The sequence below is a fragment of the Pantoea phosphatilytica genome (assembly GCF_051025615.1).
In the GTDB taxonomy this organism is placed as follows: Bacteria; Pseudomonadota; Gammaproteobacteria; order Enterobacterales; family Enterobacteriaceae; genus Pantoea.
Window position 1 is genome coordinate 1,013,827 of the sequence record NZ_JBPFDF010000001.1, and the last position, 24,078, is coordinate 1,037,904.

Here is a 24,078-nt window from a genome sequence, read left to right on the forward strand (position 1 = left end):
TGATGGCTGAGGTGCCAGGTCAGGAAAGGCGTGCCTGACCGCAAAGGATCCCCGCATCCCTGCGGATCGGCCACGCCATCCCTGGCGCGGACGCTTTGCTCTTCAGGCACGCGTTTCCTTCCCGTTCGGGCTCTGGTGCTGCTTTAAGGGCTGAGATGGCGTTACTGAGTCTGTATGCGGGGTGTCAGAAAACAACGCATCGCTGATGGCTGGGGCGCCAGGTCAGGAAAGGCGAGCCTGAACGCAAAGAATCCCCGCATCCCTGCGGATCGGCCGCGCTATCCCTGGCGCGGACGTTTTGCTCTTCAGGCACGCGTCTCCTTCCCGTTCGTGCTTTAGTGCTGCTTTAAGGGCTGAGATGGCGTTACTGAACGTGAGGGGGTGAGCCTGAGGAGGGGATCAACGGCGACATTACGGCACGCCGCCGTTCCGCACCGCATAACACGGAGATTTAATATAGGGCGCCTTTAAGCCCCTGCATTTCGCTTATCGCAGAGACGAAAGGCGCCAGAAAGCCCTGATTAACGTTTCAGACGGTAGTAGGCCTCATTCCAGCGCAGCGCATTTTTAAAGGCTGGCAACCGGGTGTGCTCATCAATTACCAGCACTTCGATGTCGTTCATCTCACCATACAGATACATATCCTCCAGCGTCAGCGCCTGGCTGAACACCGTATGGTGCGCGCCACCGCCCAGAATCCACGCTTCGGAGGCGGTCGCCAGTGACGGCTGGGCTTTCCACAGCGCACGCGCAACCGGCAGCTTCGGCAGCGGTTTCGGCTGTTCGATCGCATCGACCACGTTTACCAGCAGACGGAAACGATCGCCCATGTCGATCACGCTGGCGTTGATTGCCCGGCCAGCCGGGGTCGAGAAAATCATGCGCGCCGGATCGGCTTTATTGCCGATGCCGAGGAACTGGACATCAATTAAGGGCTTCTCTTCGATGGCAATCGACGGGCAGACTTCCAGCATGTGCGAACCGAGCACCAGATCGTTGCCAGGTGAGAAGTGATAGGTGTAATCCTCCATGAAGGAGGTACCGCCTTTACGATCGCCAGCCATAACTTTGAAAATGCGCAGCAGGGCAGCGGTTTTCCAGTCACCTTCGCCGGCAAACCCGTACCCCTTCGCCATCAGGCGCTGAACCGCCAGTCCAGGCAGCTGCGTCATGCCGTGCAGCGTCTGGAAGTTGGTGGTAAAGGCGTGGCAGCCTTCCGCTTCCAGAAAACGAGTCAGACCGAGTTCAATACGCGCCGCATCCAGCACGTTCTGACGCTTTTCACCGCCCGACGCAGCGACATCGGTAAAGCGATAGAGGCTCTCATATTCGTCGATCAGCGCATTGACGTCGCCATCGCTGACGCCGTTGATGACCTCAACCAGATCGCCGACGCCCCAGCCATTCACCGCATAACCAAACTGGATCTGTGCGGCTACTTTATCGCCTTCGGTGACGGCCACTTCACGCATGTTGTCGCCAAAACGGGCCACTTTCAGCTGCTGGCTCTCCTGTTTCGCCAGAGCTGCACGCATCCAGTTCCCCAGACGCTGCTGACTGGCGCTGTCCTGCCAGTGACCTGTGATCACGCTGTGTTGCAGGCCCATACGCGCGCCAATGAAGCCGAACTCGCGGCCGCCGTGCGCCGTCTGGTTCAGGTTCATAAAGTCCATGTCCATGCTGTCCCACGGGATCTCCGAATTGAACTGGGTATGGAACTGCAATAGCGGCTTATTGAGTACGCTCAGGCCACCGATCCACATTTTGGCCGGCGAGAAGGTGTGCAGCCAGGTAATAATACCGACGCACTGCTGGTCGAAACTGGCGTCGCGGCACAGGGCCAGCGCTTCATCCGGTGATTTCACCAGCGGTTTCAGCTCCAGGCGCAGTGGTAAGCCGGTCTGATTAAGACCTTCAACGACCTGACGGGCATTTTGTTCAACCTGGCGTAAGGTTTCCGCGCCGTAGAGGTGCTGTGTGCCGATGACGAACCACACGCTGTAGCTATTTAACTGTTCCATAAATCACTCCTTTACTTTGCGCCTACCCCGGTAGGCTGTTTAATTTGTCTGTCTGAACCCGGGCAGTGCGCACACAGGCTGCTTCAGCAACCTGAACGCCTGCCTGTTACGCGCTGTCCGGGAGCAGATTGCCTGCAACAATTACGCCTGCCGGGATAGGCTCGTAGCGGAAGCGGGGCGGGCGGCGTATTGCGGTTCAGCCGTCACGCACCATTGTTGATAGCGTTGATAAAGTTGTTGATAGCGGGCGACGCGCGCCGGGTCGGGCTGCAGGGTGACGGCGATCGGGCTGGCCATAACCTGCTGCGCGTCCGGGACGCTGGCATATACACCTGCGGCAACGGCGGCAAAGATCGCCGCACCCAGCGCACAGCATTCGTCTGAGGCGACGATATCCAGCGGCCGGTTCATCACGTCGCAACAGGCCTGCATGATGGCAGGCGATTTGCGGGCGATGCCGCCCAGCGTCAGGATGCTCTCCACCGGGATCTGCTGCTGTTCAAAGCACTCCATGATGGCGCGCGCACCAAAGGCGGTGGCTGCGACCAGTCCGCCAAACAGCGCCGGTGCATCGGTGCCCAGATTGAGATCCGTGATGACCCCTTTCAGTCGCTGGTTGGCATTCGGCGTGCGGCGACCGTTGAACCAGTCGAGCACCACCGGCAGATGATCGAGCTGCGGATTTGCTGCCCAGGCCTCGGTCAGATCTTTGATCAGGCTCTTCTGCATCTCCGCCAGCTGCGGCTTAAGCGCGGGATGCTGCTGCGCCGCCAGCTGCAGCGGCCAGCCCAGTAAACGGCTGAACCAGGCGTAGATATCGCCAAACGCAGACTGACCCGCCTCCAGCCCGATAGCACCGGGCATGACGCTGCCATCGACCTGGCCACAGATGCCTTTGATATCGCGATCGCCAACCTGCTCTGCGTCAGCAATCAGGATGTCGCAGGTTGAGGTGCCGATGACTTTCACCAGCGTATAGGGCTTCGCGCCGCCACCCACGGCTCCCATATGGCAGTCAAACGCGCCACCGGAGATCGTGACGGTCTGCGTCAGGCCCAGCCGCTGAGCCCATTCCGCGCTGAGCGTGCCGACCGGCAGATCGGCCGTCCAGGTGTCAGTAAAGAGCGGGGCGTCGAGCTGCTGCGTTAACAGCGGATCGAGCGCATTGAGGAAGTCGGCATCGGGCAGACCGTTCCAGTCGCCGTGCCACAGTGCTTTATGTCCGGCTGCACAGCGGCCGCGGCGCAGTTTATCCGGTGCCGTCGTGCCGCTCAGCAGGGCGGGCACCCAGTCGCACAGCTCGACCCAGGAGACCGCCGCCTCACGCACGGCGGCATCTTCACGCGAGACGTGCAGAATCTTGGCCCAGAACCATTCGGAGGAGTAGATACCGCCGATGTAGCGGCTGTAATCCTGGAAGCGGCCGCTGTGACAGAGCTGATTGATCTCTTCGGCTTCTTCTATGGCGGTGTGATCTTTCCACAGGACGAACATCGCATTAGGGTTGTCGGCGAACTCCGGACGGAGCGCCAGCACATGCCCCTCGCGGTCAATCGGCGCAGGGGTAGAGCCGGTACTGTCCACGCCAATACCGACCACGGCGCGGCGCTGCTCGTCACTCAGCGCATTCAGCACGCCGAGCAGTGCCTGCTCCATAGCATCAATATAATCCTGCGGATGGTGACGAAAACGGTTGGTGTGTGGATCGCTGTATAAGCCCTGTTGCCAGCGCGGATAGTTGGACACCGCGCTTTGCAGCTCTTTGCCGCTGTGACAATCCACGGCCAGCGCACGCACCGAATCACTACCAAAATCCAGCCCAAGGGTGATGGCTCCAGCACGCATTGGAATCTCCTGTGATGAGTTAACTCCTGTATCCTGGGTTCGGCGCGCTGGAACAGTTAGTCCTGGCTGGCTGACAATATGCACTTTTCTGTCATCGGCAGTGATTTTGTGATCCATTGCAAAAGTTAAGGTCCGGTTAAATTTGCTGAATATATGGATCATTTTGTCGTGATTTTAAGATGTGATACCGCTCTACATTTTTCTTCGCTAATCCCGCTAAAACTAGCCCAGCGTCTGCACAGGCTGACTGCACATAGCAGCCTAACGCACTGATTTATGGCTGTACCCACAAAACAAAACTAACTGGTAGCGTTTACACCAATTCGTTATTAGCAGCGAAAAATAACCTGGTACCGGAGAGCATCATGCATAAATTCACTAAAGCATTCGCGGCCATCGGCCTGGCAGCGGTTATGTCACAATCCGCTATCGCCGAGACCATGAAGCTGGGTTTTTTAGTCAAGCAACCAGAAGAACCCTGGTTCCAGACGGAATGGAAATTCGCCGATAAGGCGGGCAAAGATCTTGGCTTTGACGTCATCAAAATTGCCGTGCCGGATGGGGAAAAGACCCTGAATGCCATCGACAGCCTTGCGGCCAACGGTGCAAAAGGTTTTGTGATCTGTACGCCCGATCCGAAACTCGGCTCGGCCATTATGGCGAAAGCGCGCGGCTACGGCCTGAAGGTCATCGCGGTTGACGATCAGTTCGTGACGGCCAAAGGCAAACCGATGGACACCGTGCCGCTGGTGATGATGGCGGCGACCAAAATTGGTGAGCGTCAGGGTCAGGAACTCTATAAAGAGATGCAGAAGCGCGGCTGGGATGTGAAAACCACCGGCGTGATGGCGATTACGGCCAACGAGCTCGATACCGCCCGTCGTCGTACCGGCGGCTCTATGGACGCGCTGAAGGCAGCCGGTTTCCCGGCCGGACAGATCTATCAGGTGCCGACCAAATCCAACGATATCCCTGGCGCGTTTGACGCCGGTAACTCCCTGCTGGTTCAGCATCCTGAAATCAAACACTGGCTGATTGTCGGCATGAACGACAACACCGTGCTGGGTGGCGTGCGCGCCACAGAAGGTCAGGGCTTTAAGGCGGCTGACGTCATCGGCATCGGCATCAACGGCGTGGATGCGGTCAGCGAACTGTCGAAAGACAAAGCGACCGGCTTCTACGGTTCGCTGCTGCCCAGCCCGGATATTCACGGCTATAAAAGCAGCCAGATGCTCTACAACTGGGTCAGCAAGGGTGAAGAACCGGCGAAATTCACCGAAGTTACCGATGTGGTGCTAATCACCCGTGACAACTTCAAAACTGAACTGGCGAAAAAAGGACTGATGTAACCCTGAGCCTGTCAGGCGCATTGTCGCCTGGCATCCTGCGTAGCCGATTTCGCGTCGCCAGCCCCAACCGGCTGGCGGCGCGGAAGAGTGAGGATCCACATGAACACTGATTCAGCATTTCTGTCGTTTCATGGCATCAGTAAAACCTTTCCTGGCGTGAAAGCGCTGCAGGATATCTCTTTCGACTGCCGCGGCGGTGAGGTCCATGCGCTGATGGGCGAAAACGGTGCGGGCAAATCGACGCTGTTAAAAATACTCAGCGGCAGTTATCAGCCGAGCGGCGGTGAGATTCGTATTAAAGGGCAGCCCATGAGCTTTCAGCGCACCACAGATGCGCTGGACGCGGGCGTGGCCATTATCTACCAGGAGCTGCATCTGGTGCCGGAGATGAGCGTGGCGGAGAATATCTACCTCGGTCAGATCCCCCATAAACACGGGCTGGTGAACCGTAAGCTGATGCGTTATGAGGCGGGACTGCAACTGAAAAACCTCGGTATGGATATCGACCCCGATATGCCGCTGAAATATCTGTCGCTGGGACAGTGGCAGATGGTGGAGATTGCCAAGGCGCTGGCGCGTAACGCGCGCATCATCGCTTTCGATGAGCCGACCAGCTCCCTGTCGGCGCGTGAGATCGACAACCTGTTTCGCGTCATCCGCCAGCTCCGTGAGGAGGGCCGGGTGGTGCTCTACGTTTCACATCGTATGGAAGAGATCTTTGCCCTCAGCGATGCCATCACCGTCTTCAAGGATGGCCGCTATGTGCGCACCTTCACCGATATGGCGAACACCCATCACGACGATCTGGTGCAGGCGATGGTCGGCCGTAATCTCGGTGATATTTATGGCTACACGCCGCGGGCGAAAGGCGCGGTGCGGCTGGAGCTGGATAAGGTCGAAGCGAAGGGCGTCCGTACGCCGATTTCGCTGAAGGTCCATGCCGGTGAAATCGTCGGGCTGTTTGGTCTGGTGGGTGCCGGACGCAGTGAACTGCTGAAAGGGCTGTTTGGCGGCACCCGTCTGCGTGGCGGTCAGGTGATCCTGGATGGCAAGCCGCTGCCGCTGCGCGAGCCGATCGATGCCATTCGTGCGGGCATTATGCTCTGCCCGGAAGATCGCAAAGCCGAGGGGATCATTCCGGTGCATTCGGTGCGCGATAACATCAATATCAGCGCCCGGCGTCACAACCTGACCGCAGGCTGCCTGATCAAAAACGGCTGGGAAAACAAAAACGCCGACAGCCACATCCGTTCGCTGAACATCAAGACGCCCAGCGCCGATCAGCTGATCATGAACCTCTCCGGCGGTAATCAGCAGAAAGCGATTCTGGGACGCTGGCTGTCGGAGGAGATGAAGGTGATCCTGCTGGATGAGCCGACGCGCGGCATCGATGTCGGTGCCAAACATGAGATCTATAACCTGATTTATCAGCTGGCGAACCGGGGCATCGCGGTGCTGTTCGCCTCCAGCGATTTACCGGAGGTGATGGGCTTGGCCGATCGCATCGTGGTGATGCGCGAAGGCGCCATCGCCGGTGAACTGCTGCACGACGACGCCACGGAGCAGCAGACGCTGAGCCTGGCGATGCCTAAAACCACTCAAGCGGCCGCCGTGGCCTGACAGGAGAGCATCATGGCTTCATCCACGACCTCAAATACGCCGCAGCCTGCATCACGCGGCGGACTGCAGTTAGGTCGCATCTGGGACAACTTCGGCATGCTGGTCGTTTTTGCGCTGCTGTTTATTGTCTGTGCGATCTTTGTGCCGAACTTCGGCTCCTTTATCAATATGAAAGGCCTGGGGCTGGCGATGTCGATGTCCGGCATGGTCGCCTGCGGCATGCTCTTCTGCCTGGCGTCCGGGGATTTTGACCTGTCGGTTGCCTCGGTCATCGCCTGCGCGGGCGTGGTCACCGCCGTGGTGATCAACATGACCGAAAGCCTGTGGATCGGCGTCGCGGCCGGTCTGGTGCTGGGGATGATCACGGGCTTTATCAACGGCTTCGTGATTGCCCGGCTGAAGATCAACGCCCTGATCACCACGCTGGCGACCATGCAGATCGTACGCGGTCTGGCTTATATCTTCTCCGACGGTAAAGCGGTCGGCATCGAAGATGAGCGCTTTTTTGCGCTGGGCTTCGCTAACTGGCTGGGCGTACCGGCGCCGATCTGGCTGACCCTGGCGACGATGCTGATCTTCGGTTTCCTGCTCAACAAAACCACCTTTGGCCGCAATACGCTGGCGATCGGCGGCAATGAAGAGGCGGCGCGGCTGGCGGGCGTGCCGGTGGTGCGTACCCGCATCATCATCTTCATTCTCTCCGGTCTGGTGTCGGCGGCGGCGGGCATCATCCTGGCGTCACGCATGACCAGCGGCCAGCCGATGACCTCCATCGGTTATGAGCTGGTGGTGATCTCAGCCTGCGTGCTGGGCGGCGTGTCGCTGAAGGGGGGGATCGGCAAAATCTCCTATGTTGTGGCCGGGGTACTGATCCTGGGTACAGTTGAGAATGCGATGAATTTATTGAATATCTCGCCATTCTCACAGTATGTGGTGCGCGGTCTGATACTGTTAGCTGCGGTGATATTTGACCGTTACAAACAGAAAAAAGCCTGATTGCGCGAGTCGTTGGCCCGCAGATGCAGCCGTCTCTGCGGGCTATCCGGACAATAACAGACTGAGTGAGGGTGCTATGTATCACCGTGAATTACCGGCCGAACAGCAAAACCCCTTGTTGCCGGGCTATTCATTTAATGCCTGGCTGGTGGCGGGGCTGACCCCGATTACCGCCGATGGTCCGCTCGATTTCTTTATCGATCGCCCGCACGGCATGAAAGGTTACATTCTGAATCTCACCATTAAAGGTAAGGGGCGGGTATTCGACGGTGAGCGGGCATTCGACTGTGAACCGGGTGAACTGCTGCTGTTCCAGCCAAAAACCGCCCATTACTATGGCCGCGCGCCGGACAGCCCGCAGTGGTTTCACCGCTGGGTCTATTTCCGTCCGCGTGCCTACTGGCAGGACTGGCTGCGCTGGCAGGATGAGCAGGAGGGCGTCGGACGCCTGCTGCTGCCGGAGTCGCTGCGCGGCGAATTTGATCGCCTGTTTGCCAGTATCGAACAGACCCATAACTCGGGCCGCCGCTTCGCGGAAGAGCTGGCGATGAACCTGCTGGAACGGCTGCTGCTGCGCGCCGTTGAGGAAGATCCGCGCAGTCATCAGCTGATCCGCGATCCCCGCGTCATCGAAGCCTGTCAGTATGTCACCAATCATCTCGCCAGCGAGGTCAGAATCGAGGAGGTGGCGCGCCACGTCTGTCTGTCACCGTCACGGCTGGCGCACCTCTTCCGCGAGCAGATGGGGGTTAACCTGCTGCGCTGGCGGGAAGATCAGCGGGTGATCCGTGCCAAACTGCTGCTGCAGACCACCCAGGAACCGATTGCTTCGGTCGGACGTGAAGTGGGCTACGACGACCAGCTCTACTTTTCACGGGTGTTCCGTAAGCGGGTCGGCGTCAGCCCCAGTGACTTCCGCCGCCGTAATCAGGATGCCCATGACAGCCTCGCGGCGCAGACCGCCTGGCCTTTAGCGCGGAGTGCTATCTCTTAGTTTTTTCGGGAAATTCCTCCTTGTCCGCACCGGGTTGATCGTCTTAAATCAATAGCGACTAAATACCTGATCCCTCTGGTAGGTCCCGACGCCAGTCCGAAACCGCGCAGTACGCTTCCTCGTCACGGACATCTGTCGGTGCAGGGCGTGCACTGCCTGTGCCCGGACTGGCTGTCATCATTTCACCAGATGGGCCTGGCTCTGAGAGGAAGCAAAATGAGCGATAAATTACGTGTTGGTCTGATCGGCTACGGTTTTGCCAGTAAAACGTTTCATGCCCCGCTGATTGCGGGAACGCCGGACGTGGAGCTGGCCGCGATTTCCAGTAGCGACGCCAGCAAAGTCCACGCCGACTGGCCTGGCGTTCAGGTGGTGGCCGATCCCCAGGCGCTGCTGGATGACCCGACGCTGCAGCTGATTGTGATTCCTACCCCCAATGATACGCACTTCCCGCTGGCTAAAGCGGCACTGAATGCCGGGAAGCATGTGGTTGTCGATAAGCCGTTCACCGTGACGTTGTCACAGGCTCGCGAGCTGGATGCGCTGGCAAAAGCGAATGGGCTGCTGCTTTCCGTGTTTCATAACCGCCGCTGGGACAGCGACTTCCTGACCCTGAAATCGCTGCTGGAGGCGGGTACGCTGGGCGAGGTGCGCTATTTTGAGTCGCACTTTGACCGCTTCCGTCCGGAGGTCCGCAATCGCTGGCGTGAGATGAAGGGCGCGGGCAGTGGCATCTGGTATGACCTGGGGCCGCATCTGCTGGACCAGGCGCTGCAGCTGTTTGGCCCGCCGGTTGCCATCAATGTCGATCTGGCCGAGATGCGGCCGGGCGCGCAGACTACGGACTATTTCCACGCCACGCTGACCTATCCACAGCGCCGTGTGGTGCTGCATGCCAGTATGCTGGTGGCGGCGGAGTCTGCCCGCTATACGGTGCACGGCACGCGCGGCAGCTACATCAAATATGGGCTGGACCCGCAGGAAGATCGCCTGAAGTCGGGTGACTTCCCGCCGCAGGCGGACTGGGGCTACGACATGCGCGATGGCATCCTGACGCTGGTTGAGGGCGATGACCTGAAAGAAACCACGCAGCTGACGCAGCCAGGTAACTATCCGGCTTACTACGCGGCGGTGCGGGAGGCGATCGCCGGACGGGGCAACAACCCGGTTACGGCGGAAGAGGCGATTCAGGTGATGGAGCTGATCGAACTGGGTCTGCAATCCGCCGGGAAGCGCCAGACGATGTCGCTGAAGCGCGTCTGATCGTCGGGAAAAGACAGAAAGCAGAACGGGCCGGCTATCCGGCCCGTTTTTTTTGCGCGCGGGGATTACCGGACGCGGGCGCGAATCGCCGCTTTCTCTGCTTCGCTGAGGAAGGCGATGGTCAGGCCATTTTCCTGCGCCTGCCGGATCTGCGCGGCGCTCAGGCCCGCCGCTGGCGCGGCGTGATGATACTCATGGGCCAGCTCAATGCCCTGAACCGCCGGATCGTCGGTGTTGATGGTTGCCAGAATGCCGTGCTCAAGGAAGCTCTTCAGCGGATGCTGCGCCAGCGACGGCACGGTGCTGGTCTGGATGTTGGAGGTCAGGCAGGATTCGATGCCAATGCGATGCTCCGCCAGGAAGTCCATCAGCGCCCGATCCTCAATCGCTTTGACGCCGTGACCGATACGTTCCGCACCCAGTTCACGAATCGCCTGCCAGATGCTCTCCGGGCCGGCGGCTTCGCCCGCATGCACGGTCACGCGGAAGCCCGCGTCGCGCGCCCGCGTGAAGTGGCTCAGGAATTCACTGCCGGGGAAGCCCAGCTCGTCACCCGCCAGATCGACTGCGGTAATGTGATCGCGATGCGCCAGTAATCCCTCCAGCTCGTTGAGGCAGGCCTCTTCACCGAAGGTACGGCTCATGATCCCGATCAGGCGCACGTCGATATCGTGCTGCTGACGACCGGCACGCACACCGTCGATCACCGCTTCCACCACACCGGCGATCGGCAGATTGTGGGTCATCGCCATATAACCGGGGGAAAAACGGAGTTCAGCGTAGTGAATGCCAGCGCGGGCGGCATCTTCGACATTCTCACGCGCGATGCGGCGGCAGGCATCAAGATCGCCCAGCACTTTTACGCCCCAGTCGAGCTTCTGCAGAAAGCTCACGAGGTCAGGTTCGTTCTGGCCCACCTGAACGTGCGGACGCAGCGTTTCCAGCGTGGAAGCGGGCAGGTCAAGGTTAAACTGGCGGCCTAATTCAAGGATGGTCTGTGCACGGATGTTGCCATCAAGGTGGCGATGAATATCAGTCAGGGGAATTTCAGAATCGATCATGGTGCACTCGCTCAGTTGTCAGTGAAGTGCAGAGCATTATAAAAATATCATGCGCAACAGCGCCAGTTATTTGCGCAAACGGCGTCGCCGGATGCTGCATAATTACCCATAACCCGGATGAAATACCCGATCCGGCCGTTCCGGCGATAAAAAAGGCGGCCCGAAGGCCGCCCTGATGCGATAAAACCTGTTACTGCGGCATTCCTTCGCTGGTCGGCATACCCAGCATGTAGCGGGACAAAAACTGCTCCAGCGTCATCTTGTCGCCATTCATATTGACCTGACCATTGGCGTACTGCAGGTTGGTGACGATGTTGTTATCCTGCTGCTGCGTCAGGCGGAACATCTGACCCATCGCCGCCAGACCTTTCACCTGCTGGTCGGCCAGTTTCTGTGCGTCGTCCGCCTGATAGCCCTCGGCCAGACCCACTTTATGCATGGTTTCGGTCGCCATCGGCATATTGATTGTCAGCTTGCTGTCCAGCGACTTCAGAACCCGATCCACCATGGCGCTCAGGCTCTGCGCTTCGCCGGTCACCAGTGAAGGATCGTTGAAGTTAGCGGTCAGGTTAAAGGTGCTTTCCCCTTTATCGTTCTTCCAGCTCAGCGGCGCAATGCTGAGTGAGGGCGAACCTTTCAGCAGCATCGGCAGGTTGTTCATCAGGATCTCATGCACGCCCGCCTGATAGCGGATCGGGTCGTCTGCCAGGCCTGGCTGATTCTGCAGCGCCTGCATCTGCGCGTTGTAGCGATCGGAGAAGGCTTTTACCGCCTGGGCGTCAAACTGAGACAGTTTCATCTTCAGCGCCGCCTGGCCAAAGTCCTGCTTCTGCAGCTGAACGCTTTCCACCTGATAGTCGATATTGCCGCCAATCTTACCCGCGCTGTTATCGAACGAGGAGGTGCCTTTCATGTTGTGCAGCGTCAGGGCGTCCTGACCATTGATGCTGGCATTGACCTTCTCAATATTCACCGACTGATCGCCAATCCGCACGCCTTCCGGGCTGAGATGGGTCTTACCGCTCAGCTTCAGACCGTTAAGGGTGAACAGCACCGGCTGGCCCATCTCATTTTTACTGGTCAGCGCCAGGCTATCGACATCGCTGTCGAGCGACACTTTGTCGCCTTTGTTGTCCGCGCTGACGTTGAAGGTCCCGCCATTGGTCGCCAGGCGTTCGCCGCTTTGTGCGTTCTGATAATCGATGGGCAGGATGCGCAGCGCCGTATCGGTCGCACCGCTGTAACCAATGCGGGTATCCGCGTTGATCAGGGATTTATTTCCGGTCAGCTCAAACAGCTTCTTCACCGCATCGGTGTTGGCCAGTTCGGTATGGACCGAGGCCATGCTCGGGATAAGATTGAAATGCTTCAGCTGAGCAAACGGGAAGGGGCCGTGGTCGATGGTTTCATTCAGAATGAGGCTCTGGCCAGGCTTGAGCAGCGGATTATCTTCCGTCTGTGAGCTGGCCTGAATCACCAGATTCACTTTACTGCTGAACACGCCGCGCTGGTAATCCTGATAGCTGATCTTCAGTCGGCTGTTGGGGGCATAAGCATTGAGCTGCGCGTTGGCATTCTGGACCAGCTGATCCCTGTGGCTTTCAATCTGTTTGCCCGTGAACCATGCCGCGCCAGTCCAGATTACACCCAGTGCGATGATGACACCTACGGCAACATTGGTCTTTTTCATTGCTGATTCGTCCTTATCCTTGAGTCCGCTTACGCCGCAGGTTTGCCCTGACGACCGAAGAAAAACGCCCGCAGGCGCTGAAACGCTAATAGGTTGAAATAATAGCAGTTAACCGGCCCTTCGTCAGCCGGTTCACCCTAAGTCGTTAAAGACCCGTGCCAGACGGCCCGTTCCGGCCACCGACACCGGCGATTCACAGGCGGGAATAAAGCAGGACTCACCGGGCTTCAGCGACAGCTGCTCATGACCTCTGATAATCATCGCCTGCCCCTCAATGCAGAACAGCACGGCGGCGCTCTGCTGCGCCAGCGATTGGGGTGCGGCGCTGAGCGTGTGAATGGCAAAGGCAAAATCCTCTACCGGAACCGGATAGCGCAGAGCGTGGCTCTGTTGCGTCGGTGCAATCAGTAACTCGCTGGCGGGTTTCTCTGCGAACGTCAGGTTCGCCATCAGCTCATCGACATCAATATATTTCGGGGTTAACCCGGCCCGCAGCACGTTATCGGAGTTGGCCATCACCTCCAGCGCCACGCCTTTCAGATAGGCATGCGGCGTTTCCGCCCGGAGGAACATCGCCTCGCCCGGTTGCAGCGTCCTCACATTCAGTAATAGCGGTGAAAAAAGGCCACAGTCGTCCGGATAGTCTGCCGCGATGGCGCGGATAGTCCGCCACGGCTCACTCTGCTGCACACTCAGCACCGATTTCAGGACGCCCAGTGCCCGCGATTTCGCCTCACCCTCCAGCGAGAGCAGAGCAGGGAAGAGCACGGCCAGCGTCTTAAGATCGGGGTGTTGCAGAAAATGGGCAATCTGCGGATGCGCACCTGCGACCGGCTCCAGTAGCGACACCATCTCCGTCAGCGTCCGGAAACCGTTCATCGCCTGAAAAGGGGTCAGCGCGTAGAGCAGCTCCGGCTTATGGTTATCATCCTTATAGTTGCGCTCCGGGGCGCCGGGGGGGATCCCTGCCGCATTTTCACGGGCAAAGCCGGCCTCGGCTGCGGGTTTGCTGGGATGAACCTGAATGGAGAGAGGCCGATCGGCAGAGAGGACTTTGAAGAGAAAGGGCAGTTCACCAAAACGCCGGGCAACGCTTTCACCCAGCATGGCGACAGGATCGGCCGCGATGACCTCACGCAGCGACCGCTGACGACCCCGATCAGAGACGGTAGAAGGGCTTTTCGGGTGCGCCCCCATCCAGAGTTCCGCCATCGGCAGGCCCTGCGGGTTGGCAATGCCATAGAGCCGGGTTAACGCCGTCTGGCTGCCCCAGGCATAATTTTGCAGCGAGTTGTTCATTTTGTGCATCACGAACTCCCGGGTCACGAAAATTATGGTCGTTATTAAAGCAGAAACTGTCGTTAAAAATAGCGACCCGGTCCCAAACGGCGCTAAGCTCTGATAATGTTAAATTATTGTGTATTGCGATCCGGTGTACCCTGGACGATCGCCAGACCAGGTGCACATTCTTTTAAATATAAGGTGAAGGAGATGTATTCATGGCAGCCAACCGCATTGAGAAAGATTCAATGGGCCCCATCAACGTACCGGCAGACAAACTGTGGGGCGCGCAGACGCAGCGCTCACTGGAGCACTTCCGCATCTCAACCGAAAAAATGCCGACCGCGCTGGTGCATGCCCTGGCGCTGACCAAACGGGCGGCGGCCAGCGTCAACCGCGATCTGGGCCTGCTGCCCGCTGAGCGTGCCGATGCGATTGTCCGCGCGGCGGATGAGGTGCTGGCTGACCAGCATGCGGATGAATTTCCGCTGGCGGTCTGGCAGACCGGTTCCGGTACGCAGACCAACATGAATATGAATGAAGTGCTGGCTAACCGCGCCAGTGAACTGCTGGGCGGCGAGCGCGGCATGTCGCGGCTGGTTCATCCCAACGACGATGTGAACAAGAGCCAGAGCTCCAACGACGTCTTCCCGACCGCCATGCATGTGGCTGCCGTCATCGCCCTGCGCGAACAGCTGATCCCGCAGATTCAGGTGCTGAAACAGACCCTGAGCCAGAAGTCCGACGCCTTTAAAGATATCGTCAAGATTGGCCGTACCCATCTGCAGGATGCCACGCCGCTGACGCTGGGGCAGGAGATCTCCGGCTGGGTGGCGATGCTGGAGCATAACCTGAAGCATATCGAGCAGAGCATTCCGCACGTAGCGGAGCTGGCGCTGGGCGGCACCGCCGTTGGCACCGGCCTGAACACCCATCCGGAATATGCGGTGCGGGTAGCGGCGGCGCTGGCCGATCTGACAAAACAGCCGTTCGTCACGGCACCGAACAAGTTCGAGGCACTGGCGACCTGCGATGCGCTGGTCCATGCGCATGGCGCACTGAAAGGGCTGGCCGCCTCGCTGATGAAGATCGCTAACGATGTGCGCTGGCTCTCGTCCGGCCCGCGTTGCGGCATCGGCGAAATCGCCATCCCGGAAAATGAACCCGGCAGCTCGATCATGCCAGGCAAAGTGAACCCGACCCAGTGTGAAGCGATGACCATGCTCTGCTGTCAGGTAATGGGAAATGATGTGGCGATCAACATGGGCGGCGCGTCCGGTAACTTCGAGCTTAACGTCTTCCGTCCGATGATCATCCATAACTTCCTGCAGTCGGTGCGCCTGCTGGCAGATGGCATGGACAGCTTCAACCATCACTGCGCGGTCGGCATTGAGCCGGTGCGCGAGCGTATCGATCAGCTGCTGAATGAGTCGCTGATGCTGGTGACGGCGCTGAATACCCATATTGGCTATGACAAAGCCGCAGAAATTGCCAAAAAGGCGCACAAAGAGGGGCTGACGCTGAAAGGCTCGGCGCTGAAGCTGGGCTACCTGACCGAAGAGGAGTTTGATGCCTGGGTCCGGCCGGAAGAGATGGTCGGCAGCATGAAGTCGTAAGCGACGTCAGAGGCCAGCGGAGTCTGGCCTCTGCATTATATCGGGCAGTCCACCCACAGATGCAGTCTGGGGATCAGCAGATTCAGCGGTTCAGCGGCGGGCTTGTGACGATGGGTGATGTTATCCGCATCATAATTTAGCAACTCGCCGAGCACCGGCACCTGACTGCGGTCGCGGCAGATCACCAGAATGGGTGACGGGCACGCCAGCTGCGTCTGTTTTTGCTCATCGGCACGCCAGACGCGCGCTACCGGCTGGACTTTCACCGGACGTTTGATTTTGAGCCGTGCCGAGTCGGGCAGGGCGCGCACGCTGGCCAGCTCCTCCTGCACTTTTTCTGCCCACTGTTCGCGTGACCAGGGGGCCTGAGCGCGTCCCGCTTTCAGGCTTTTTTCCAGCTGGGCGATCACCTCTTCGCGTTTAAGATTCTTGATAATGTGTTTATTCGCCCAGCCGAAGCGCAGGCTGTCCGGTGCGCTGAGCAGGGTGATGGTGCGGTAGGCGTTCAGCGTGATTAACCCGCGCAGATGCTGGTGGACGAACTCAAAGCGCGCTTCACTCGGCAGGCCCGACTCCACCGTAATCAGCTGCTCCAGCCGCGCTTTCAGCTGATTAATGACCGTTACCAGCGCACCGATCTCCGCTTCCTGCGCCGCGTCGCACTCGATGCAGAGGGCGCCCGGCAAGCGTACGGCGGCCTTGGTGCTCAGCTGTTCAGACTGATGCTGCATAAACAGGCGGCAGTAGTGGTCCAGCGCCATCGTCAGCGCGCGCTCGCCGAGATGCTGTTCGACGGCAATCCGGGTAATTGCCTCATGTTCACGGCCTTTCACCACCGGCGGCAGGCTGAACACGCGGGCGATGAGCAGCGGCTGCGCTTCAATCTGCTGGCGCAGTTCGCCCAGCGCCAGTTCCAGGTCGTTGACACACTGATGCATATCAGCCACTAAGTCGTAGCGGGTCATGTTAACCTCCATAGTTACAACGTCCACAATGTGGCAGAAGGCTGCCGGCGATGCAAGCCCTTTATAGTTACAACATACTGTAGGGCTGATCAGTAAAACGTGCGGCCTGCCTGGCGAGGCAGTTAAAGGCGATCGCGCATTCTGGCTTACCGCAGAACATGTTATAAAACGGTTCGCCTGCTAACCATGAGATTGCCTGTGAATCTGACGAACAAACCCGGCGTCGCCGCCATCATCACCCTGGGCTGGATACAGATCCTCTCCTGGGGCGGATCCTTCTATCTGATGGCGGTGATGGCGTCGCCAATCGCGGAGGAGACCGGCTGGTCACAGCAGTGGATTTATGGCGCGCTCTCCACCGGGATTCTGGTGTCGGGGCTGTTATCGCCGCTTGCAGGCAGGATTATCGCCTGCACCGGAGGCCGTATGATGCTGGCGCTGAGCGGGATAGTGATGGCGGTGGGGCTGGTCATCATGGCCTGCAGTCATGCGCTGCCGCAGTTTCTGTTTGCCTGGGTCGTGATTGGGGTCGGGATGGCGATGGGCCTCTATGACGCGCTGTTTGCCACGCTCGGCACCTGCTACGGCGCGCAGGCGCGGTCCGCCATCACGGGGATCACGCTGATATCGGGTTTCTGCACCACGCTGGTCTGGCCGGGAACGGCCTTGCTCATTCACGGATTTGGCTGGCGGGGCGCATCGCTGATCATCGCAGGCATGATGGTCGTCTGCGTCCTGCCTGCAACTTTGTTTGCCTTACCGGCGAGCCACGCTCAGCGGCCGGTAAAACGGCGCAACACTGCGCCCGCCTCGGCTGAGCTTGCGCCGGTGCTCTTCTGGCTGCTGTGCGCCATTTTCACGCTGGCTTCGGTGATCATGACCGCGATCTCCGTGCAGCTCATCACCTTGCTGCAGGCGAGCGGCCATACGCTGACGTCGGCGCTGGCGATCAGCGCGGTGCTTGGTCCGTGCCAGGTCGCGTCCCGTCTCGTTGATATCGCCTTTAAACGCAGCCATCCCATCCGCACCACCTTCTTTTCTGTCGGACTGGTGGCGCTGGGGCTGCTGTTGCTGGCGGTGATGCCCCAGATGGCGCTGCTGAGCATGTTACTCTACGGCGCCGGGAATGGCCTGCGCGCCATCGTGCGCGGAACGTTACCGCTGGTGATGGTCAAACCAGAGTCCTATGCCATCGTGATGGGTAAAATGGCCCGCCCGGCGCTGATGGGGCAGGCGCTGACGCCGCTGATCGGCGGATATGTCTTTGAAAAGATGGGCGCATCCGCCACGCTATGGTTGCTTTGCGCTTTAGCAATCATTAACGTGATGCTGGTGATGGCGCTGAAGAGGCGATTACCGGTGGCCCCGGTCCCGGCCGTTTAAGCGTTTTGCGCGCCCGCCAGGCATTAAAAGGGGGCGTGAGCAGGCTAAGCACCTTGTGCGGTCGGGCTTCTGCCTTTGGTGAATACGTGCCTTGTCAGCGTGGGTTTGCTTCAAAAAAGCAACTGTGTTTGTTATATTTATTGCTCATTGATTGTTCACTTATGCGGCAATAAAACAATAAGATGCACCGCAACTCAGGATAAAGAAATGCTTGATTACCGCTTCCCGACAGCTTTGCAAATGGTTCTGAGCGTAGCGATGGCGGAGCAGATGGGTAAACGCTCTACCAGCGCGATTCTGGCCTACGGGCTGGAAGCGAATCCCAGTTTCATACGAAAACTCATGGTCCCGCTGACCCGTGACGGCATCATCGTCTCGACGCTGGGCCGCACCGGTTCCATTCATCTGGGACGGCCTGCAGCGGAAATAACCCTGCGGGATATCTATGTCTCGGTGATTGAAGATAAAAAGATCTGGGCTGCGCGCCCCGATGTGGCGCCACGCTGTCTGGTCAGCGCCAACCTCTGCTGGTACTTCAAATCGATCGCCGACGAAGCCGAGCAGGCATCGCTGGACGTGCTGGCAAAACGCACCGTGGCCGACGCGCTGAACGAGCTGAAAAAGCGCGACACCAGCAACTGCACCGCCGTGCCGGAGCCTGAACCCGAAGAGAGTGAAGAGCTCTGCAAAAAAAGCCGCTGATGAGCGGCTTTTTTTATGGGCGTGGATTCATGCTGCACGCTGCCTTTGGACCCTTCCTGCTTGCTCTCCTGCTCTCAATAAAATGAAACATATATGTTGCCTTAAGCATCACTAGTGTTAATCTTGCTTTAGACAGAGCGAGGTAACGCGATGAAGTACAGTGAATTCAGGCGCTGGCTCATTCAGCAAGGCGCTATTCTGGTTAAGCACCGCAGTGGAAGCAGCCATTTCAAAGTCTTCTCAGGCGACAGGCAGTCTGTCTTTCCGGATCATGGCGCGAAAGAAATGCCGGAAGGGACGCGCAAGAAAATTCTAAAAGATCCGGGCCTGTAAGCCTGATCAGTGAGGTCACCCTATGTTTAACTATGCCGTCAGATTAACGCATGACCTGAAAACCGATAGCTGGGAGGTGTCATGTCGCGATTTACCCTTACTGCATTCAGTTGGCGACACCGTTGAGGAAGCGCTGGCCGAGGCAGCAGATGGACTGGTAGCCGCTATCTCTCTGGAAATGGATGCCCGTCGTCCCATCCCGTTAGCGAGTGATGCGCAGCAGGGGGAGTACATCGTTTCTGTGCCTGTCCTGGTAGCGATGAAAGCGGCACTGTATAACGCTATGATTGAAACCGGTACCCGCAAGGCAGATCTGGCACGCCAGCTGGGTGTAAATGGACCACAGGTTGATCGACTGCTTGACGTAGAGCACTCGTCAAAAGTTGAAAAAGTTGAACTGGCGCTGGCGCAGCTGGGCCGTAAAGCCCGGGTTGAGATTCTCATCTGATGAACCGCTTTCACGCGGGAGGGCGGTCAGGCGTGTCTCAGACAAAAAAAGGGCGATCCTGCGATCGCCTTTTTTAAACACTGACGGCTTACGCCGCAGCTGACTCCGCCTGTCGTGACCGGCGCGTCACCAGCTTGCGCAGCGCGACATAGAACACCGGCGTCAGGAACAGGCCGAAGAGCGTCACGCCGAGCATCCCGGAGAAGACCGTAATGCCGGTCACGCCACGTACTTCGGCGCCCGCACCTTCACCCAGAATCAGCGGCACCGTGCCGGCGATAAAGGCGATGGAGGTCATCACGATGGGCCGCAGACGCAGGCGACACGCTTCCAGCGCCGCGTCCACAATCCCTTTGCCCTGCATCTCCAGCTCCCGCGCGAACTCGACGATCAGAATCGCGTTCTTACACGCCAGCCCCATCAGCACCACCAGTCCGACCTGCACGAAGACGTTGTTGTCCCCGCCGGTCAGCCAGACGCCAAACAGCGCAGAGAGCAGCGTCATCGGCACAATCAGGATCACCGCCAGCGGCAGCGTCCAGCTCTCATAGAGCGCAGCCAGCACCAGGAAGGCCAGCAGCACTGCCATCGGGAAGACGATCAGCGCCGTGTTGCCCTGGGTTGACTGCTGATAACTCAGGTCGGTCCACTCGATGTTCATGCCGTTGGGCAGGAGCTGACCGGACATCGCTTCCAGCTGGCTCATCGCCTGCGCGGAGGAGAGGATGCGCGGGTCGGCATCACCGATCAGGTCCGCCGCCGGGTAGCCGTTGTAGCGGATCACCGGATCGGGGCCGTAGGTGGTGGTGATGTTGACCATGCTGCCAATCGGCACCATCTCGCCGCGGTCATTGCGGGTTCGCAGGTTAGCGATATCCTCAACGCTGTCGCGGAACTCCCCATCCGCCTGCGCCATCACCCGCCAGGTGCGGCCAAAGCGGTTAAAGTCATTTACGTATGAGGAGCCGAGATAGGTCTGCAGCGTGCTGAACAGCGCGGTCAGCGACACGCCCTGCGCTTTGGCTTTATCCCGATCGACCTGAACATCCAGCTGCGGAACGTTGGCCTGATAAGAGGAGATAGGGAAGTGCATCCCCGGCGTCTGCATGATACTGCCCGACAGCGTATTGATCGCCGTCTGCAATGCGCCATAGCCCAGACCGGCCCGATCCTGCACATAGAGCGAATAGCCCGAGCCCTGACCCAGCCCCAGAATGGGCGGTGGCATAATGGAGAAGCCAAAGCCCTGCTGGATTTGCGCAATCTTTGCATTGATCTCCGCGTTAATCTCGGCCGCCGTATGTTTACGCTCGTTGAAGGGCTTCAGACCAAAGAAGACCGTGCCGCTGTTTGGCGTATTGGTAAACTGCAGCGCATTCAGACCGGGGAAGGCGACCGCATAGGCGACGCCGTCGGTCTGCATACCGATTTCGCTCATCTTGCGAATCACCTCATCGGTGCGCGCCAGCGAGGAGCCTTCCGGCATCTTCACGCCGCCAATCAGATAGAGCTTATCCTGCGTCGGAATAAAGCCGCCCGGCACGGTATGGAACATAAACCCGGCCCCGGCCAGCAGCAGCAGATAGACGGCGAACACCGCGCCGCGACGACGCAGCGTGCGGCCAACCAGCGATTCATACCCATGCGCACTGCGCTGGAAAAAGCGGTTAAACGGCCGGAACAGCCAGCCGAACAGCGCATCGATAATCCGCGTCAGGCGATCTTTCGGCGCGTCATGGCCTTTCAGCAGCATCGCCGCCAGCGCAGGCGAGAGCGTCAGCGAGTTAATCGCAGAAATCACGGTGGAGATCGCGATGGTGGTGGCGAACTGTTTATAGAACTGCCCGGTGACGCCCGACAGAAACGCCATCGGCACAAACACCGCGCAGAGCACCAGCGCAATGGCGATGATGGGGCCGGAAACTTCGCGCATTGCCTGATGCGCAGCGGCACGCGGTGACAGCCCCATCTCAATGTTACGTTCGACGTTCTCCACCACCACAATGGCGTCATCCACCACGATCCCGATGGCCAGCACCAGCCCGAACAGGCTCAGGGTATTAAGTGAGAAACCGAGCAGATAGAGCACGCTGAAGGTCCCGACCACCGACACCGGCACCGCCAGCAGCGGAATGATGGAGGCACGCCAGGTCTGCAGGAAAAGAATCACGACCAGCACCACCAGGATCACCGCTTCCAGCAGGGTCTGCACCACGGCCTTGATGGAGTCGCGCACAAACACCGTCGGATCGTAAGGTGCGGCCCATTTCACATCGCTGGGGAAGCGGGTCGCCAGCTCATCCATTTTGGCGCGCACCGCATTGGAGAGATCGATGGCATTCGCGCCGGGCGCCTGGAAGATACCAATGCCGACCGCATCTTTGTTGTTGAGCTGAGAGCGCAGGGCGTAACTGCCCGAACCCATCTCAATGCGCGCCACATCGCGCAGTCGCACCAGCGAACCATCGTCAGAGGTTTTCAGGATGATGTCGCCAAACTGCTGCTCGTTCTCCAGCCGTCCCTGAGTGTTGATCGACAGCAGAAAATCACTCTGTTTCTTCAGCGGTTCCGCACCCAGCTGACCGGCAGACACCTGCACGTTCTGCTCCTGCATCGCGGTAATCACGTCAGAGGCGGTCAGGCCGCGCGCCGCCACTTTATTGGGATCGAGCCAGACGCGCATTGCATACTCACCCGCGCCGAAAATCTGGATCTGGCCCACACCCGGCAGGCGCGCCAGCTCATCTTTGACCTTGAGCGTGGCGTAGTTACGCAGGTAGAGCGAATCGTAGGTATTGTCCGGTGAGAAGAGGTGAACGACCAGCGTCAGCGTCGGGGACATCTTCTGGGTCGTGATCCCCAGCCGGCGCACATCCTCCGGCAGGCGGGCTTCCGCCTGCGCAACACGGTTCTGCACCTGCACCTGGGCCTGATCGGGATCGGTGCCCGGACGGAAAGTCACCGTGGTGACCAGCACGCCATCCGAACCGGCGACAGACTTCATATACATCATGTTTTCGACGCCGTTGATTGCCTCTTCCAGTGGCGTCGCCACAGAATCTGCGATCACTTTCGGGTTCGCGCCGGGGTACTCGGCACGCACCTGCACGCTGGGCGGGACAACGTCGGGATACTCACTGATCGGCAGCAGCGGGATGGCGATCATCCCGGTGACGAAGATCAGAATCGACAGCACCGCGGCAAAAATGGGCCGATCGATAAAAAAGCGGGAAAAGTCCATAGCGGCCTCGGATTAGTGAGCGGCTGTCGCGCGCATGGCGACCTGCTGAGCGGTAACGGGCATGCCCGGCATGAAAACTTTCTGCAGACCGGCGACAATAACCCGGTCTCCGGCTTGCAGACCCGATTTCACGATGCGCAGACCCTCCACCATTGCGCCGGGCTGAATATCGCGCCGCTGCGCTTTGCCTTCGCCATCCACCACGTAGACATACCTGCGATCCTGATCGGTCAGGATCGCCTTGTCATCAACCAGCATCGCGTCGAACTGCGCGCTGCCGGGCAGTCGTACACGGGCAAACAGGCCAGGCGTAAACTGACGCTGCGGGTTGTCGAGCAGGGCGCGCATCCGGATAGTGCCGGTGCTGGCGGTCAGCTGGTTATCCAGGAAATCGACTTTCCCCTGATGCGGGAAGCCCTGATCGCTGGCCAGCGCGATCTCAACCGGCAGGGCCTGGCGCTGCTGGCCCTGACGCGCCATCGCCTGATAGTGCAGGAAGGTGTTCTCATCGACATCGAAATAGACATACATCTGCTGCTGCGACACCAGCGTGGTCAGGACACTGGCGCTGTCGCCTGCGGTTACCAGGTTACCGGGGGTGATCATCGCGCGGCTGGCGCGGCCATCGATAGGGGCGGTAACGCGGGTAAAGTCCAGGTTCAGCTGGGCCATATCGACCGCCGCCTCGGCGGCCAGCACATCCGCCTGCGCCTGACTGGCCGCCGCGCGCCGCTGTTCCCAGGCTTCGCGGGAGATCGCCTGGGTGCCGATCAGCTTCTCGCTGCGACCCGATTCGCTGCGGGCCAGATTTGCCTGGCTGCGCGCCCGGGCCAGTTCCGCTTTGGCCTGCTCCAGCGCCGCGCGGTAGCTCCGGTCGTCGATGGTAAACAGCACCTGACCTTTGCGAACCTCATCGCCTTCGCGATAGTTGACCGACTCAATGTAGCCGGAAACGCGCGGACGCAGCTGCACGCTCTGCACTGCCTCCACCCGGCCATTGAAGTTGTCCCACTGGCTGACCGGCTTAATCAGCACCGGTGCGGCGCTGACTTCAGGCGGGGGTGGCGGGGCGTTTTGCGCAACCCCCCTGTCGCAGCCGCTGAGCTGCGTGATGAGCAGTATCATCCCAAAGAGGGTCAAGCCCTGACGAACCCGGTTCGTAATCATTATTGTCATTCCGCGATAAATGGTAACAGGTGACCAGCTGGTCAATATTTGCAACTTTTAATATTGCAATTAATCGCGGTGAGTGTAGGCTGGCGTGACTGGC

General features: G+C 59.2%; 18 protein-coding genes. 10 read left to right on the top strand and 8 right to left on the bottom strand.

Annotation, left to right across the window (positions count from 1 at the left end):
* Window positions 1–521: 521 nt before the first annotated feature.
* Window positions 522–2,021 carry an L-arabinose isomerase gene (gene araA, locus ACR6AS_RS05120; RefSeq protein WP_434161332.1) on the bottom strand — a complete coding sequence of 500 codons (1,500 nt, stop codon included), beginning with the start codon at window positions 2,019–2,021 and terminating at the stop codon, window positions 522–524.
* A 141-nt stretch (window positions 2,022–2,162) separates the two neighbouring features.
* Window positions 2,163–3,866 carry a ribulokinase gene (locus ACR6AS_RS05125; protein WP_111140486.1) on the bottom strand — a complete coding sequence of 568 codons (1,704 nt, stop codon included), beginning with the start codon at window positions 3,864–3,866 and terminating at the stop codon, window positions 2,163–2,165.
* A gap of 365 nt (window positions 3,867–4,231) precedes the next feature.
* Between ACR6AS_RS05125 and ACR6AS_RS05130 the strand changes: the two genes are divergently transcribed.
* From ACR6AS_RS05130 to ACR6AS_RS05150, 5 genes are all read left to right on the top strand, one after another.
* Window positions 4,232–5,215: an arabinose ABC transporter substrate-binding protein gene (locus tag ACR6AS_RS05130; protein WP_111140485.1), complete on the top strand. Its 984-nt coding sequence runs from the start codon at window positions 4,232–4,234 to the stop codon at window positions 5,213–5,215.
* A gap of 99 nt (window positions 5,216–5,314) precedes the next feature.
* Window positions 5,315–6,835, top strand: coding sequence for an L-arabinose ABC transporter ATP-binding protein AraG (araG, locus tag ACR6AS_RS05135; protein ID WP_293769940.1), 1,521 nt, complete (start codon window positions 5,315–5,317; stop codon window positions 6,833–6,835).
* 12 nt (window positions 6,836–6,847) lie between these two features.
* The gene (gene araH / locus ACR6AS_RS05140; protein ID WP_111140483.1) at window positions 6,848–7,831 is read left to right on the top strand and encodes an L-arabinose ABC transporter permease AraH; all 984 of its coding nucleotides are present in this window, start codon (window positions 6,848–6,850) and stop codon (window positions 7,829–7,831) included.
* Between the two features lie 76 nt (window positions 7,832–7,907).
* Window positions 7,908–8,825 (top strand): arabinose operon transcriptional regulator AraC, encoded by a 918-nt coding sequence (gene araC, locus ACR6AS_RS05145; RefSeq protein ID WP_111140482.1) that lies wholly within the window; start codon window positions 7,908–7,910, stop codon window positions 8,823–8,825.
* 216 nt (window positions 8,826–9,041) lie between these two features.
* Window positions 9,042–10,088, top strand: a complete 1,047-nt coding sequence (locus ACR6AS_RS05150; RefSeq protein ID WP_367395468.1) for an oxidoreductase — start codon at window positions 9,042–9,044, stop codon at window positions 10,086–10,088.
* 65 nt (window positions 10,089–10,153) lie between these two features.
* On the opposite strand, the gene add is transcribed toward ACR6AS_RS05150, so the two are convergent.
* The 3 genes from add to manA all read right to left on the bottom strand — a co-directional run bounded on the left by add (window position 10,154) and on the right by manA (window position 14,147).
* Window positions 10,154–11,149 carry an adenosine deaminase gene (add, locus tag ACR6AS_RS05155; protein WP_111140480.1) on the bottom strand — a complete coding sequence of 332 codons (996 nt, stop codon included), beginning with the start codon at window positions 11,147–11,149 and terminating at the stop codon, window positions 10,154–10,156.
* Between the two features lie 190 nt (window positions 11,150–11,339).
* Entirely contained in the window at window positions 11,340–12,839 is a 1,500-nt protein-coding gene (locus tag ACR6AS_RS05160) for a YdgA family protein (protein ID WP_434161336.1), read from the bottom strand.
* A 132-nt stretch (window positions 12,840–12,971) separates the two neighbouring features.
* Window positions 12,972–14,147 (bottom strand): mannose-6-phosphate isomerase, encoded by a 1,176-nt coding sequence (gene manA / locus ACR6AS_RS05165; RefSeq protein ID WP_293769947.1) that lies wholly within the window; start codon window positions 14,145–14,147, stop codon window positions 12,972–12,974.
* A gap of 191 nt (window positions 14,148–14,338) precedes the next feature.
* On the opposite strand from manA, the gene fumC reads away from it, so the two are divergent.
* Window positions 14,339–15,736 (top strand): class II fumarate hydratase, encoded by a 1,398-nt coding sequence (gene fumC, locus ACR6AS_RS05170; protein WP_434161338.1) that lies wholly within the window; start codon window positions 14,339–14,341, stop codon window positions 15,734–15,736.
* A gap of 35 nt (window positions 15,737–15,771) precedes the next feature.
* Here fumC and tus read toward each other — a convergent pair whose 3' ends face one another.
* Complete coding sequence (gene tus, locus ACR6AS_RS05175) at window positions 15,772–16,701, bottom strand: DNA replication terminus site-binding protein (RefSeq protein ID WP_111140476.1); 930 nt, start codon at window positions 16,699–16,701, stop codon at window positions 15,772–15,774.
* A gap of 198 nt (window positions 16,702–16,899) precedes the next feature.
* Between tus and ACR6AS_RS05180 the strand changes: the two genes are divergently transcribed.
* From ACR6AS_RS05180 to ACR6AS_RS05195, 4 genes are all read left to right on the top strand, one after another.
* A complete protein-coding gene (locus ACR6AS_RS05180) occupies window positions 16,900–18,084 on the top strand; it encodes an MFS transporter (RefSeq protein WP_293769950.1) in 1,185 nt (394 codons plus the stop codon).
* A 207-nt stretch (window positions 18,085–18,291) separates the two neighbouring features.
* A complete protein-coding gene (locus ACR6AS_RS05185; RefSeq protein ID WP_111140474.1) occupies window positions 18,292–18,786 on the top strand; it encodes an RrF2 family transcriptional regulator in 495 nt (164 codons plus the stop codon).
* A 150-nt stretch (window positions 18,787–18,936) separates the two neighbouring features.
* Complete coding sequence (locus ACR6AS_RS05190) at window positions 18,937–19,119, top strand: type II toxin-antitoxin system HicA family toxin (RefSeq protein ID WP_111140473.1); 183 nt, start codon at window positions 18,937–18,939, stop codon at window positions 19,117–19,119.
* A gap of 22 nt (window positions 19,120–19,141) precedes the next feature.
* The gene (locus tag ACR6AS_RS05195; RefSeq protein WP_111140472.1) at window positions 19,142–19,567 is read left to right on the top strand and encodes a type II toxin-antitoxin system HicB family antitoxin; all 426 of its coding nucleotides are present in this window, start codon (window positions 19,142–19,144) and stop codon (window positions 19,565–19,567) included.
* Window positions 19,568–19,655: 88 nt separating this feature from the next.
* On the opposite strand, the gene oqxB is transcribed toward ACR6AS_RS05195, so the two are convergent.
* Together oqxB and ACR6AS_RS05205 are read right to left on the bottom strand one after the other, a co-directional pair.
* Window positions 19,656–22,808, bottom strand: a complete 3,153-nt coding sequence (gene oqxB, locus ACR6AS_RS05200; protein WP_434161341.1) for a multidrug efflux RND transporter permease subunit OqxB — start codon at window positions 22,806–22,808, stop codon at window positions 19,656–19,658.
* Window positions 22,809–22,820: 12 nt separating this feature from the next.
* Window positions 22,821–23,975 (bottom strand): efflux RND transporter periplasmic adaptor subunit, encoded by a 1,155-nt coding sequence (locus ACR6AS_RS05205; RefSeq protein ID WP_293769957.1) that lies wholly within the window; start codon window positions 23,973–23,975, stop codon window positions 22,821–22,823.
* Window positions 23,976–24,078: the final 103 nt, after the last annotated feature.

Coding starts and splice junctions, on each gene's coding strand:
- ACR6AS_RS05130 (WP_111140485.1), top strand. CDS start 4,232: ATGCATAAATTCACTAAAGCATTCGCGGCCATCGGCCTGGCAGCGGTT.
- araH (WP_111140483.1), top strand. CDS start 6,848: ATGGCTTCATCCACGACCTCAAATACGCCGCAGCCTGCATCACGCGGC.
- ACR6AS_RS05125 (WP_111140486.1), bottom strand. CDS start 3,866: ATGCGTGCTGGAGCCATCACCCTTGGGCTGGATTTTGGTAGTGATTCG.
- tus (WP_111140476.1), bottom strand. CDS start 16,701: ATGACCCGCTACGACTTAGTGGCTGATATGCATCAGTGTGTCAACGAC.
- oqxB (WP_434161341.1), bottom strand. CDS start 22,808: ATGGACTTTTCCCGCTTTTTTATCGATCGGCCCATTTTTGCCGCGGTG.
- ACR6AS_RS05160 (WP_434161336.1), bottom strand. CDS start 12,839: ATGAAAAAGACCAATGTTGCCGTAGGTGTCATCATCGCACTGGGTGTA.
- ACR6AS_RS05195 (WP_111140472.1), top strand. CDS start 19,142: ATGTTTAACTATGCCGTCAGATTAACGCATGACCTGAAAACCGATAGC.
- araG (WP_293769940.1), top strand. CDS start 5,315: ATGAACACTGATTCAGCATTTCTGTCGTTTCATGGCATCAGTAAAACC.
- fumC (WP_434161338.1), top strand. CDS start 14,339: ATGGCAGCCAACCGCATTGAGAAAGATTCAATGGGCCCCATCAACGTA.
- araA (WP_434161332.1), bottom strand. CDS start 2,021: ATGGAACAGTTAAATAGCTACAGCGTGTGGTTCGTCATCGGCACACAG.
- add (WP_111140480.1), bottom strand. CDS start 11,149: ATGATCGATTCTGAAATTCCCCTGACTGATATTCATCGCCACCTTGAT.
- manA (WP_293769947.1), bottom strand. CDS start 14,147: ATGCACAAAATGAACAACTCGCTGCAAAATTATGCCTGGGGCAGCCAG.
- ACR6AS_RS05150 (WP_367395468.1), top strand. CDS start 9,042: ATGAGCGATAAATTACGTGTTGGTCTGATCGGCTACGGTTTTGCCAGT.
- ACR6AS_RS05205 (WP_293769957.1), bottom strand. CDS start 23,975: ATGATTACGAACCGGGTTCGTCAGGGCTTGACCCTCTTTGGGATGATA.
- araC (WP_111140482.1), top strand. CDS start 7,908: ATGTATCACCGTGAATTACCGGCCGAACAGCAAAACCCCTTGTTGCCG.
- ACR6AS_RS05185 (WP_111140474.1), top strand. CDS start 18,292: ATGCTTGATTACCGCTTCCCGACAGCTTTGCAAATGGTTCTGAGCGTA.
- ACR6AS_RS05190 (WP_111140473.1), top strand. CDS start 18,937: ATGAAGTACAGTGAATTCAGGCGCTGGCTCATTCAGCAAGGCGCTATT.